The sequence below is a fragment of the Delftia sp. JD2 genome, assembly GCF_001682645.1.
GTDB classification, from domain to species: Bacteria; Pseudomonadota; Gammaproteobacteria; order Burkholderiales; family Burkholderiaceae_C; genus Comamonas; species Comamonas acidovorans.
Map to the genome: position 1 here is coordinate 19,032 of NZ_LFJT01000025.1, position 12,378 is coordinate 31,409.

The 12,378-nt window shown below is 69.1% G+C and carries 10 protein-coding genes; 8 read left to right on the plus strand and 2 right to left on the minus strand.

Features of this window, described 5'->3' with window-relative positions:
• The first annotated feature begins 13 nt into the window (after positions 1-13).
• The 7 genes from ACM14_RS15220 to ACM14_RS15250 all read left to right on the plus strand — a co-directional run bounded on the left by ACM14_RS15220 (position 14) and on the right by ACM14_RS15250 (position 8,482).
• The gene (locus ACM14_RS15220; RefSeq protein WP_065346604.1) at positions 14-1,669 is read left to right on the plus strand and encodes a long-chain-fatty-acid--CoA ligase; all 1,656 of its coding nucleotides are present in this window, start codon (positions 14-16) and stop codon (positions 1,667-1,669) included.
• A 12-nt stretch (positions 1,670-1,681) separates the two neighbouring features.
• Positions 1,682-2,764 (plus strand): CaiB/BaiF CoA-transferase family protein, encoded by a 1,083-nt coding sequence (locus ACM14_RS15225; protein ID WP_065346605.1) that lies wholly within the window; start codon positions 1,682-1,684, stop codon positions 2,762-2,764.
• A 9-nt stretch (positions 2,765-2,773) separates the two neighbouring features.
• Complete coding sequence (locus tag ACM14_RS15230; RefSeq protein WP_065346606.1) at positions 2,774-4,336, plus strand: long-chain-fatty-acid--CoA ligase; 1,563 nt, start codon at positions 2,774-2,776, stop codon at positions 4,334-4,336.
• A gap of 25 nt (positions 4,337-4,361) precedes the next feature.
• Positions 4,362-5,510 carry an acyl-CoA dehydrogenase family protein gene (locus tag ACM14_RS15235; RefSeq protein ID WP_065346607.1) on the plus strand — a complete coding sequence of 383 codons (1,149 nt, stop codon included), beginning with the start codon at positions 4,362-4,364 and terminating at the stop codon, positions 5,508-5,510.
• 79 nt (positions 5,511-5,589) lie between these two features.
• Positions 5,590-6,480 carry an SDR family oxidoreductase gene (locus ACM14_RS15240; RefSeq protein WP_063325883.1) on the plus strand — a complete coding sequence of 297 codons (891 nt, stop codon included), beginning with the start codon at positions 5,590-5,592 and terminating at the stop codon, positions 6,478-6,480.
• A gap of 17 nt (positions 6,481-6,497) precedes the next feature.
• Complete coding sequence (locus ACM14_RS15245) at positions 6,498-7,310, plus strand: crotonase/enoyl-CoA hydratase family protein (protein WP_065346608.1); 813 nt, start codon at positions 6,498-6,500, stop codon at positions 7,308-7,310.
• Between the two features lie 260 nt (positions 7,311-7,570).
• Positions 7,571-8,482 carry a 3'-5' exonuclease gene (locus ACM14_RS15250; RefSeq protein ID WP_065346609.1) on the plus strand — a complete coding sequence of 304 codons (912 nt, stop codon included), beginning with the start codon at positions 7,571-7,573 and terminating at the stop codon, positions 8,480-8,482.
• Here ACM14_RS15250 and ACM14_RS15255 read toward each other — a convergent pair.
• On the minus strand, positions 8,479-9,657 hold the full coding sequence (locus ACM14_RS15255; protein WP_013801535.1) for a GGDEF domain-containing protein: 1,179 nt from the start codon (positions 9,655-9,657) through the stop codon (positions 8,479-8,481). The genes ACM14_RS15250 and ACM14_RS15255 overlap by 4 nt on opposite strands.
• A gap of 315 nt (positions 9,658-9,972) precedes the next feature.
• On the opposite strand from ACM14_RS15255, the gene ACM14_RS15260 reads away from it, so the two are divergent.
• Positions 9,973-11,262, plus strand: coding sequence for an O-acetylhomoserine aminocarboxypropyltransferase/cysteine synthase family protein (locus ACM14_RS15260; RefSeq protein WP_034395982.1), 1,290 nt, complete (start codon positions 9,973-9,975; stop codon positions 11,260-11,262).
• A 63-nt stretch (positions 11,263-11,325) separates the two neighbouring features.
• Here the strand turns inward: ACM14_RS15260 and ACM14_RS15265 are convergent, their stop codons facing one another.
• Complete coding sequence (locus ACM14_RS15265; protein ID WP_065346610.1) at positions 11,326-12,378, minus strand: hypothetical protein; 1,053 nt, start codon at positions 12,376-12,378, stop codon at positions 11,326-11,328.

The window sequence follows — 12,378 nt, forward strand, 5'->3', positions numbered from 1 at the left end:
CAGGAGACACCCCATGCCCGCCTTGCAAGGACTGATGCAGGACCGCCCGCTCATGATCTCGTCGCTGATCGAGCATGCGGCGCGCTTTCACCCGCACACCGAGATCGTCTCGCGCCTGCCTGAAACCCGGGACGGTGGCCTGCACCGCACCGACTGGGCCGGCATGCGCCGCGCCTCCTGCCAGGTGGCCAACGCCCTGCAGTCGCTGGGCGTGCAGCCTGGCGAACGCGTGGGCACGCTGGCCTGGAACAGCTGGCGCCACCTGGCGCTGTACTTCGGCGTCTCGGGCAGCGGCGCGGTGCTGCACACCATCAACCCGCGCCTGTTTCCCGAGCAGATCGAATACATCGCCAACCATGCCGAGGACCGGGTGCTGTTCTTCGACGTGACCTTCGCGCCGCTGGTGGAAAAGCTCGCACCGCATCTGAAGACCGTCACCACCTATGTCTGCATGAGTTCGCGCGAGCACATGCCCGCGCTGGACCTGCCCGACCTGCACTGCTGGGACGAACTGGTGGGCAACCAGAGCGAGGACTTCGACTGGCCCGAGTTCGACGAGCGCACGGCCTCCTCGCTGTGCTACACCTCGGGCACTACGGGCCACCCCAAGGGCGTGCTGTACTCGCACCGCTCCACCGTGCTGCACACGCTGATGGAGCTGGCGCCCGACACCTTCGGCCTGAACGCGAGCGAGACCGTGATGCTCATCGTGCCCATGTTCCATGCCAACGCCTGGGGCACGCCCTATGCGGCGGCCATGGCCGGTGCCCGGCTGGTGCTGCCCGGCCCTCACCTGGACGGCCAGAGCGTCTACGAGCTCATGCGCGACGAGAAGGTCACCTTCTCCCAGGGCGTGCCCACCGTGTGGCTGATGCTGTTCCAGTACCTGGATGCGCATCCCGACATCGACCCGCGCGCACTGGGCGTCAAGAGCATAGGCATCGGCGGCGCGGCCGTGCCGCGCGCCATGCTGGAGCGCTTCGAGAACCAGTTCGGCGCCCAGGTCGTGCAGGGCTGGGGCATGACCGAGACCAGCCCCATCGGCGTGGTCAGCAAGCTGCTGCCCCGGCACGACGCGCTGTCGGGCGAGGAACTGGTCAAGGTCAAGCTCAAGCAGGGGCGCGGCGTCTGGGGGGTGGACCTCAAGATCGTGGACGACGACGGCCGGCCCCAGCCCTGGGACGGCCAGGCCCGGGGACATCTGCGCGTGCGCGGCCCCTGGATCGCCAGCGGCTACTTCAAGGGCGAAGGCGGCTCGCCCGTCGATGAGGAAGGCTTCTTCACCACGGGCGACGTGGCCACCATCGATGCCGACGGCTTCCTGCAGCTGGTGGACCGCGCCAAGGACGTGATCAAGTCGGGCGGCGAGTGGATTTCCTCCATCGACGTGGAGAACGCCGCCATGGGCCATCCCGGCGTGGCCGAGGCCGCCATCATCGGCGTGGCCCATCCCAAGTGGCAGGAGCGGCCGCTGCTGCTGGTGGTGCCGCGCGCAGGCCACAGCGTCAGCCGCGAGTCCATGCTCAACTTCCTGTCCACGCGCATCGCCAAATGGTGGCTGCCCGACGACGTGCTGCAGGTGGCCGAGCTGCCGCACACGGCCACGGGAAAACTGCTAAAGACCAAGCTGCGCGAGCAGTACAAGAACCATCCACTGCCCACGGCCTGAAAGGAGACCTCCATGCCAGGACCGCTTGAAGGCGTGCGCGTTGTCGAGTTCGCGGGCCTGGGCCCGGGGCCGTTCTGCGCCATGCTGCTGGCCGACATGGGTGCCGAGGTGCTGCGCATCGCGCGGCCCGGCACGCCGGTCGATGCACAGGACATCACCACGCGCAGCCGCAGCCAGGTCGAGATCGACCTGCGCGGCGAGGAAGGCCAGGCCTCGGCCCTGGCGCTGATCGCACACGCCGACCTGCTGATCGAGGGCTTTCGGCCCGGCGTGATGGAGCGCCTGGGCCTGGGCCCCGAGCCCTGCCTGGCGCGCAACCCGCGCCTGGTCTACGGCCGCATGACGGGCTGGGGCCAGCACGGGCCGCTGGCGCATGCGGCGGGGCACGACATCAACTACATCGCCATCTCCGGCGCGCTGCACGCCATCGGCCGCGCGGGCGAGGCGCCCGTGCCGCCGCTCAACTACGTGGGCGACTTCGGCGGCGGCGGCATGCTGCTGGCCGTGGGCCTGCTGGCCGCCCTGCACGAGGCCGGGCGCAGCGGCCGGGGCCAGGTCATCGATGCGGCCATGACCGATGGCACGGCCCTGCTGTCGGCCTTCATGTACGGCTTCAAGGCCAAGGGCCAGTGGAGCAACCAGCGCGGAGAGAACCTGCTGGACGGCGGCGCGCACTTCTATGACACCTATGCCTGCGCCGACGGCAAATACATCGCCATAGGCGCGATAGAGCCGCAGTTCTACGCCGAGCTGCGCCAGCGCTGCGGCATACAGGACCCGCTGTTCGACGCGCAGCTGGACGCCGCGCGCTGGCCCCTGCTCAAGCTGCGCCTGGCCGACGTGTTCCGCACGCGCACGCGCCAGCAGTGGTGCGAGTTGCTGGAAGGCAGCGATGCCTGCTTCGCGCCCGTGCTCGACTGGGACGAGGCGCCCCAGCATGCTCACAACCGCGCGCGCGCCACGTTCACCGAGGCCGGTGGCGTGGTCCAGCCCGCGCCGGCGCCGCGCTTTTCGCGCAGCGTGCCCGAGCAGCCCCGCCCCCCGCGCGCCGCCAGCCTGCAAGACACGCTGGCCGCCTGGAATGCCCGCTCCTGAGGAAACCCCATGCCCATGTATCTCACCCAGGCCATCCACAAGGGCCGCCGCGAAAGGGCCGGCGCCACGGCGGCCATCTGCGGCGCAGAGCAGGCCAGCTGGTCGCAGCTTGCGCAGCGCATCGAACGCTGTGCCGGCCTGCTGCGGGCGCTGGACGTGGCGCCCGGCGACCGCGTCGGCATGATGGGCCTGAACTCCATCCGCTACCTTGAATACTTCTATGGCTGCTGGTGGGCAGGCGCCGCGGTCAACCCCGTCAACATCCGCTGGAGCGCGCACGAGGTGGCCTACTCGCTGGACGACTGCGACACGCGCGTGCTCTTCGTGGACGATGCCTTCGCGCCTCTGGTGCCCCGGCTGCGCGAGCTGTCCTCCAGCCTGCGCACCGTGGTGTTCTGCGGCACGGGCGCCGCGCCCGAAGGCGCTCTGCACTACGAGCAATTGCTGGCCGCTGCCACGCCCTGCGCCGACGTGCTGCGCAGCGGCAACGACCTGGCTGCCGTCATGTACACAGGCGGCACCACGGGCCGGCCCAAGGGGGTGATGCTCAGCCACGACAACCTGTTCATCAACGCCCTGTCCAATGCCAGCAACGTGCCGCGCCAGCATGTGAAGGTGGGCATGGTGGTCACGCCCATGTTCCATGTGGCCGGCTGCGGCCTGGCCCTGCTCATGGCCCAGCGCCTGGTGCCCCAGGTCATCGTGCCGGCCTTCGACGAGCTGGCCATCCTGGACGGCATCCAGCAGCACGGCGTGAACGAGCTGTTCCTGGTGCCCACCATGATCCGCCGGCTGATCGAGCATCCGCGCCTGGCGGAGTTCGACCTGTCCAGCCTGCGCCTCATGCTCTATGGCGCGGCGCCCATAGACGCCAGCCTGCTGGAGCGCGCCATGCAGGCGCTGCCCGGCGCCGACTTCGCCCAGGCCTACGGCATGACCGAGCTGTCGCCCACCATCGTGTCCATGGGCCCGGCCGAGCACCGTCCCGGCCCGCAGCGCGAGCGCCTGCTGCGCGCGGCCGGCCGGCCCGTGACCATTGCCGAGGTGCGCATCGTCGATGGCGAGGGCCGCGAGCTGCCTGCCGGCGAGGTGGGCGAGATCACGGCGCGCGGCCCCATGGTCATGCAGGGCTACTGGAACAAACCTGCCGAGACAGCCGCCGCGCTCAAGGACGGCTGGATGCACACGGGCGACATGGGCCGGTTGGATGCCGACGGCTACCTCTTCGTCGTGGACCGGCTCAAGGACATGATCGTCAGCGGCGGCGAGAACGTGTACTCGGCCGAGGTCGAGAACGCCATCGCCCAGCTGTCCCAGGTCGCCATGTGCGCCGTCATCGGCGTGCCCGACGAACGCTGGGGCGAGCGCGTGCACGCCGTGATCGTCGCGCGCGAGGGCCAGCCGCTGACCGAGGCCGAGGTCATCGCCCACTGCCGCGAACGCATCGCGGGCTACAAGTGCCCGCGCTCGGTGGAGTTCCGCAGCGAGCTGCCGCTGTCGGCCGCCGGCAAGCTGCAGAAATTCCAATTGCGCGAACCCTATTGGCAGGGCCGCGAACGCCGCATCAACTGACCCACACGAACCACCAGGCCACGCCATGCCACTGCAACTGACACGCTCCTGGAGCACCCCCGAGCTGGAAAGCCTGCGCGCCACCGCCGTGCGCTTTCTGGAAACCGAAATGCAGCCGCAGGACGAGGCCGCACGCCAGCGCGGCAACGTGGGCCATGCCATCTGGCGCCGCGCCGGCGAGCTGGGCCTGCTGTGCACCGACATCCCCGAGGAATACGGCGGCGGCGGCGGCGACTTCCGCCACGAGGCGGTGATCCACGAGGAGATGGCGCGCCGCGCCCTCTCGGGCATGAGCAACTCCGTGCATTCCATCGTGGCCCACTACCTGCTCAACCACGGCACCGAGGCGCAAAAGCGCAAGTACCTGCCCGCCATGGCGCGCGGCGAGCTGGTGGGTGCCATCGCCATGACCGAGCCCGGCGCGGGCTCGGACCTGCAGGGCGTGCGCACGCGCGCAGAACTCAGGGACGGCCGCTACCGCATCAACGGCAGCAAGACCTTCATCACCAACGGCCTGCTGGCCGGCCTGATCCTCGTGGTCTGCAAGACCGACCCGGCCCAGGGCGCGCGCGGCACCTCCATCCTCATCGTGGAGACCCGGGACTGCGCGGGCTTTCGCGTGGGCCGCGTGCTCGACAAGATGGGCATGAAGGCCCAGGACACCTCGGAGCTTTTCTTTGATGACGTGACCGTGCCGCAGGACGCGCTGCTGGGCGGGCGCGAAGGCCAGGGCTTCTACCAGCTCATGGGCGACCTGCCCTACGAGCGCCTGATCATCGGCCTGGCCGCCCTGGCCTGCATGGAAGGCGCATACGAGGCCACGCTGGCCTATGTGCGCGAGCGCCGCGCCTTCGACCAGGCCATTGCCGACATGCAGAACACCCGGTTCAAGCTCGCCGAGGTGGCCACCACGCTGACCGTGGGCCGTGCCTTCATCGACCGCTGCGTGGAGCAGCTGGTGGCCGGCACGCTGGACACGGCCACGGCCTCCATGGCCAAGCTGTGGGGCTCGGAAGCGCAGGGCCGCGTGCTTGACGAACTCGTGCAACTGCATGGCGGCTATGGCTACATGAACGAATACATGGTCACCCGCATGTACGCCGATGCGCGCGTGCAGCGCATCTACGGCGGCACCAGCGAAATCATGAAGGAAGTGATCGCTCGCGTGCTCTGACGCTCTGATCCCCTGGCGGCGCCAAGCGCTGCCTCAGTCACCCCCTATCCCTTCCCCGGCAGCACAGGAGACAGCAGCCATGACCCTCGACGACCTCATCTACAAGCCCGGCCTGCTCAAGGGCGAACGCATCCTCGTCACTGGCGGCGGCACCGGCCTGGGCCGTGTCATGGCCGAGGCCTTTCTCATGATGGGCGCCGACATCTATCTGTGCGGCCGGCGCGGCGCCGTGGTCGAGCAGACAGCGCAGGAGCTGATGCAGCAGCACGGCGGCCGGGCCGTGGGCCATGCCTGCGACGTGCGCCAGCCCGAGGCCGTAGAGCAGATGATCGAGGCCATCTGGGCCGACGGCGGCGCGCTCACGGGCCTGGTCAACAACGCGGCCGGCAACTTCGTCAGCCGCACCGAGGACCTGTCCATGCGCGCCTTCGACGCCGTGGCCAACATCGTCATGCGCGGCAGCTTCAACCTCACGCTGGAGTGCGGCCGCCGCTGGCTGGCCGAGGGCCGCAAGGCCAGCGTGCTGTCCATCCTCACCACCTGGGTCTGGAACGGCTCGGCCTTCACCGTGCCCTCGGCCATGGCCAAGTCGGGCGTGCATGCCATGACGCAGTCGCTGGCCGTGGAATGGGGCAACCGGGGCATACGCTTCAACGCCATCGCGCCGGGCCTGTTCCCCACCGAAGGCATGAGCGCGCGGCTGAACCCGCAGGGCGGCGAGCATGTACGCGCCGACAACCCCATGGGCCGCAACGGCCGCATGCCCGAGCTGGCCAACCTGGCCGTCTTCCTCATGAGCCGCCAGGCCGAGTACCTGACGGGACAGACCATTGCCATAGACGGCGGACAATACCAGGCGACGGGCGGCAACTTCGCCGGGCTGGCCAGCTGGAGCGACCAGGACTGGGCGAATGCGCGCAGCGCCATCGAATCGCGCAACGCGGCCGACCGCCAGCAAAGAACCGCATAGACACAAGGAGACAAGCCATGAGCCAAGAACGCGTGCGCATATCGGTGGACCACGGCGTGGCCGAGGTGACCCTGGCCCGGCCCGACAAGATGAATGCGCTGGACCCCGCCATGTTCGACGCCCTGATCGACGCATTGGCGCGGCTGCGGGACACGCCCGGGTTGCGCGCCGTGGTGCTGCATGGCGAAGGACGCGCCTTCTGCGCGGGCCTGGACATGGGCAGCATGGCCGGCATTGCCGACGGCCAGCAGACGGCGGACATGACGGACCTGGCCGCGCGCACGCACGGCATGGCCAACCGCTTCCAGCAGATCTGCTGGGGCTGGCGCGAACTGCCCGTGCCCGTGATCGCCGCCGTGCACGGCGTGGCCTACGGCGGCGGCCTGCAGCTGGCCCTGGGCGCGGACATCCGCCTGGTGGCCGATGATGCGCGGCTGTCCATCATGGAAATCAAGTGGGGACTGGTGCCCGACATGGCCGGCTGCGCGCTGGCCGCGCCGCTGGTGCGCGGCGATGTGCTGCGCGAACTGGTCTACACCGGCCGCATCGTGCCCGGCCCCGAGGCCGTGGCCCTGGGCCTGGCCACGCGCGTGAGCGCTGCGCCGCTGGAGGAAGCGCGCCACCTGGCCCGCCAGATCGCGGCCAGCAGCCCGCACGCCATACGCGCGTCCAAGCGCCTGATGCAGCTCAGCGAAACCGCTTCTTCCGCAGACATCCTGCTGGCCGAGGCGCAGGAGCAGCAGGCCCTGCTGGGCAGCTCCAACCAGGCCGAGGCCGTGCGCGCCGGCCTGGAAAAGCGGGTGCCGGTATTCAACGATCAAGGCCTTTAGACACCTTTTGAAACAGCCGCCGGACCCTGCATCGGGGTCCGGCGCAGCCATCCGCAAATACCCTTATTCGACGCCCTTTCGCCACTGCGCTGATTTTTTAGGCATTCCGTGGAAAGCCTTGCAGGGCGCGGATTCGGCAAGTTACACCCGGAGTTTTCCACAACTCCGTCCACACGCACCGGGGATAAAAACCCGGTGCCTGAGGGGCATGCAAGTGCAGGCATACTTGACGGCTTGCCTCGGCTTCCCCCTCTTTTCCCATGCCCCGCCTGCACGCTCCCAGCAAGGATGACAGCCGCCTGCTGCCGCCTTTTGCCGCCCTGCCCGAGCGCTGCATCCACGTGCCCGCTACCGACGCCGAATTCGCGGCCGCACGCGCCGCACTGATGGCGGCGCCCGTGCTCGGTTTCGATACCGAGAGCAAGCCGCTGTTCCACGCCCACCAGACCGACACCGGTCCCCATGTGGTGCAGTTGGCCACCTGCGACCAGGCCTGGCTGCTGCAGCTGCACCATGCGCAGGCACGCGCGCTTGCGGCCGACGTGCTGGCCAGCGAGTCCATCTGCAAGGCCGGTTTCGGCCTGGACCATGACCGCAGCGCGCTGCCTGCGCGCCTGGGCGTTGCGCTGCACAACGTGATCGACCTGGACCGCGTGTTCAAGCGCCACGGCTATGCCAGCTCGGTAGGCGTGCGCGCGGCCGTGGCCCTGGTGCTGGGGCAGAACTTCCACAAGTCCAAGAAGATCTCCATCTCCAACTGGGCTGCACCGCAGTTGAGCCTGGCCCAGCGCCACTACGCGGCCAACGACGCCCACGGCGCCGCCGTGGTGCATGCCGCCCTGCCCGCCTGGGAACAGCGCCAGCCGGCCGTGGCCGAACGCCCCGCAAGGCCCGCCAAGCCTGCGCTTGAACCCCGCGGCCCCGGCAGCTCCAGCGGCCCGCGGGGACCACGCAGGGCCCACGCGCCACGCGAGCAGGACGCACCGCGCGAGCCGCATGTGTCGCACGAGCAGCATGTGTCGCATGAGCCGCATGTGTCGCACGAGCCGCACAAGCCGAACGATCCACATGCACCGCGCGAGTCCAGCGCCCCGCGCTCATCGCCACGCCCGTCCCGCACCCCACGGCTGCTGCAGGCGCCGGTCACGCCGGGCAAGCCAAGCCCCGGCTAGGCCTCTTCCTCTTGCGGCACCAGCCGCACCCGGTCGCGGCCTGCGCGCTTGGCCTCGTAGAGCATGGCGTCGGCACGCGCCAGCGCCTGCTCCAGCGTCTGGCCCTGGGCCATCCAGGCCACGCCAAAGCTGGCCGTGATGCGTATGTCGTCGGGCAGCGCGCTGAAGCCCATCAGGCGCAGCTGGGTCTGGATGCGCCGGGTGATCCATTGCGCGGCCAGCGGGTCGGCGTGCGGCAGCAGGGCCACGAACTCCTCCCCGCCAAAGCGTGCAACCAGGTCCTGCTGGCGCGTGCTGCGCAGCAGCAGGCGCGCAAAGCGCTGCAGCACCTCGTCGCCCGCCGCATGACCCCAGCCGTCGTTGACCCGCTTGAAATGGTCCAGGTCGCACACCAGTACGGCGGCCGACAGCTGCGGCTGCTCGGCCAGCCGGCGCTGCACGGCCTCCTTGAAGGCGCGCCGGTTCAGCAGCCCGGTCAGCGGATCGCGGTCGCGTTCCTCGTGCAGCTCCTGCACGGTGTCGCGCACCGCTGCGGCCAGGAAGAGCATGGCAAACAGCAGGCCGAACACCAGCAGGCTCAGCTGCAGCGCCATCCACGAGGAAGAAATGCCCAGCCATTCGCCGGCTGCGCTGGCCGATACCGAAGCAGCACGCGGCGTCACCCACAGCGTGCGGACGAAAAAGCTCAGCGCAAAGACCACGAACACCCACAGCAGCAGCCGGTCCCAGCCTGTGCAGGGATGCCTGCGTGGCAGCCGCCACAGCGGCAGGGCCAGTTGCAGGCCCAGGCCGAAATTGAGCACATGCTGGCGCGCCTGGGCATCGGGCACGGCCCAGGCGTAGTAGCCCAGCACCACCAGCACCGCGCCGCCAAAGCCGGCCGCCAGCGGTGCATCGGGGCGCACGCCCTGGCGTATGGCCATGGCCTCGGTGATGAACCAGGCCGCGCACAGTTGCAGCGCGGCCGTCGTCAATGCATTGACGGGAACGGCCGCAGGCCGCTCCAGGATCTGCAGCAGCAGCGCCAGGCTGAAGCCGGTGAAGGCGAAGGACATGCTGCGCAACTCGCGCCGGGCACGCAGATGCCGCCAGCAGACATAGAAACAGCCGGCCAGCAGCAAGGTGCACAGGGGCACCGCCAGCGCCAGAAGATGTCTTGCTGTCAACGTCACCATCAACTCCCTGATGGAGTCTAGCGATCAGGTCACGTTACAACACGTCGTTAACAAAAATACACATTCACTCACGGTTCTGGCAATGTCAGGCTGGGCATATCTGCGCGTGGCAGAGGAGCAACCGGGCTGCGGCGTATATGTTCGTAACCAACGCATCGTTGGGCACCGGAGGCCGGCACGCCACAATGCCAACCGTCCTCCGCTAGTAAAACCTCAGGACTTACGCAAACAGGATGCGGGAACGCGCCGCTCCCCATGGCAAATGGCCCGCCCGTGCCCTTCTTGCGTAAGCCGTCACCAGAAAGGCAATCTTCCATGCGCATCGAAACCCTGGCCGTCCACGCCGGCTACTCGCCCGACCCCACCACCAAGTCGGCCGCCGTGCCCATCTACCAGACCGTGGCCTACGCCTTCGACAGTGCCCAGCATGGCGCCGACCTGTTCGACCTCAAGGTGGCCGGCAACATCTACACGCGCATCATGAACCCCACCACCGACGTGCTGGAAAAGCGCGTCGCGGCGCTGGAAGGCGGCATTGCCGCCGTGGCCGTGGCCTCGGGCATGGCCGCCATCACCTATGCCATCCAGGCGATTGCCGAGGCCGGCGACAACATCGTCTCGGCCAGCACGCTCTACGGCGGCACCTACAACCTGTTCGCCCACACCTTCCCGCAGCAGGGCATCACGGTGCGCTTTGCCGATCCGCGCGACCCGGCCAGCTTTGCCCAGCACATCGATGAGAAGACCAAGGCCATCTTCATCGAGTCCATCGGCAACCCGCTGGGCAACGTCACCGACATCCGCGCCCTGGCCGACGTGGCCCACGCCCATGGCGTGCCGCTGATCGTGGACAACACGGTGCCCAGCCCCTATCTGCTGCGCCCCATCGAGCACGGAGCCGACATCGTCGTGCACTCGCTGACCAAGTACCTGGGCGGCCACGGCAACAGCGTGGGCGGCGCCGTCGTGGACAGCGGCAAGTTCCCCTGGGCCGAGCACAAGACACGCTTCAAGCGCCTGAACGAGCCCGATGTCAGCTACCACGGCGTGGTCTACACCGAGGCCCTGGGCGAGGCCGCCTACATCGGCCGCGTGCGCGTGGTGCCGCTGCGCAATACCGGCGCCGCCCTGTCGCCGCACAACGCCTTCCTCATCCTGCAGGGCATCGAGACGCTGGCCCTGCGCATGGACCGCATCTGCGAGAACACCCAGAAGATCGCCGAGACGCTGCAAAAGCATCCCAAGATCGAATGGGTGCGCTACGCCGGCCTGCAGGACCATCCCGACCACGCCCTGGTGAAGAAGCAGCTGGGTGGCCGCGCCTCGGGCATCCTCTCGTTCAGCCTCAAGAACGGCAGCGGCGACAGCGACACGCGCGCCGCCGGTGCGCGCTTCCTGGATGCGCTGCAGCTGTTCACGCGCCTGGTCAACATCGGCGACGCAAAGTCCCTGGCCACGCACCCGGCATCGACCACGCACCGCCAGCTGGACGCCGAGGAGCTTGCCAAGGCCGGCGTGACCGAAGGCATGGTGCGCCTGTCCGTGGGCATCGAGCACATCAGCGACCTGCTGGCCGACCTGGAGCAGGCGCTGGCCAAGGTCTGATTCCCGCGCAAGGGCTGGCCGGACTGCGCGGCGGCCCGGCCCTTGCAGGCAGGACCTGGCCTGTCAGCGCCGCTTGGCGCGCTCCCGCACTTGCTGCGAGGAGTAGAAGATCAGCGGATCGGGCGTGCGCTGCGGGTTGGCGCAGGGCTCGATGGCATGGCCCTTGGGCGGGGCGCAGCGGGCCAGGTCGCGCAACTGGGCCTGGGTGCGTTCGGCGTGGCGCGCGGCGGTCTCGCCTTCGGAGGGGCGGCTGCCGGGCACGATGAGGCGCAGCTCCATCTTGCGGATGGCAGGCTCCACGGCATAGGTGCCCTGGTACTGCATCACCACGCGGCGCTCGGCCAGGTCCACCGTGGCCAGCACGGCGCGCATGGGCACGGGAATCATGGCGCCCGACTGGTAGCGCACCAGCACGAAGGGCGCAAAGGGCTTGGGAATCTTCAGCTCCAGTGTCTGGCCCTTGCCGCCGCGCCCATCGGCACGCACGCGCAGTTGGCCACCGTCGGGCAGGTAGCGGTCCAGCCGCCAGCCCGTGGATACACGCTGCGCACCCACGCAGGGCGCGTAGTAGTACTCGGTGGCGTCGGCATCCTTGCCGGTGTAGAGCATCTGGGCACCTTCATGCTCGGTGAGCGCCTTGGCGGCCACGTCCGCACCATCGGCCCTGGCGCCAACCAGCGTGCCGCCGCGCACGAACACGCCCGTGTACGGGAACCAGGTGGTGCGCTGGTTGGCCACGGCGCCATAGGGCTTGCATTCGGTGGACATGCTCTGGTCCTGCATGTCGGCATGGGGGGCCACGGGCTCGCCGCCGTGGCCGCCGCCCTGATCGGCCAGGCTCAGGCGGCCATCGGCCTCGATGGTGAACGTGGCCTTGGCCACCATGGAGTAGTAGCGGCCGGCAGCGTCTTCGCCGATCAGCAGCAGGCTGGGCAGGGGCGTGAGGTTGGCGACCTCGGGTTCGGCGTGCGGCGCATCGGCCGGGGCCTTGGCAGGCACCTCGGGCCGGGGCTGGTCCTGTGGCTGGCTGGGCGCCGGTGCCTGGGGCGGCGCAGTGGCGCAGCCGGCAAGGACCAGGGACAGCGGCATGGCAAGAACAAGCGAACGCAACAACAT

Coding starts and splice junctions, on each gene's coding strand:
- ACM14_RS15220 (WP_065346604.1), top strand. CDS start 14: ATGCCCGCCTTGCAAGGACTGATGCAGGACCGCCCGCTCATGATCTCG.
- ACM14_RS15225 (WP_065346605.1), top strand. CDS start 1,682: ATGCCAGGACCGCTTGAAGGCGTGCGCGTTGTCGAGTTCGCGGGCCTG.
- ACM14_RS15230 (WP_065346606.1), top strand. CDS start 2,774: ATGCCCATGTATCTCACCCAGGCCATCCACAAGGGCCGCCGCGAAAGG.
- ACM14_RS15235 (WP_065346607.1), top strand. CDS start 4,362: ATGCCACTGCAACTGACACGCTCCTGGAGCACCCCCGAGCTGGAAAGC.
- ACM14_RS15240 (WP_063325883.1), top strand. CDS start 5,590: ATGACCCTCGACGACCTCATCTACAAGCCCGGCCTGCTCAAGGGCGAA.
- ACM14_RS15245 (WP_065346608.1), top strand. CDS start 6,498: ATGAGCCAAGAACGCGTGCGCATATCGGTGGACCACGGCGTGGCCGAG.
- ACM14_RS15250 (WP_065346609.1), top strand. CDS start 7,571: ATGCCCCGCCTGCACGCTCCCAGCAAGGATGACAGCCGCCTGCTGCCG.
- ACM14_RS15255 (WP_013801535.1), bottom strand. CDS start 9,657: ATGGTGACGTTGACAGCAAGACATCTTCTGGCGCTGGCGGTGCCCCTG.
- ACM14_RS15260 (WP_034395982.1), top strand. CDS start 9,973: ATGCGCATCGAAACCCTGGCCGTCCACGCCGGCTACTCGCCCGACCCC.
- ACM14_RS15265 (WP_065346610.1), bottom strand. CDS start 12,378: ATGTTGTTGCGTTCGCTTGTTCTTGCCATGCCGCTGTCCCTGGTCCTT.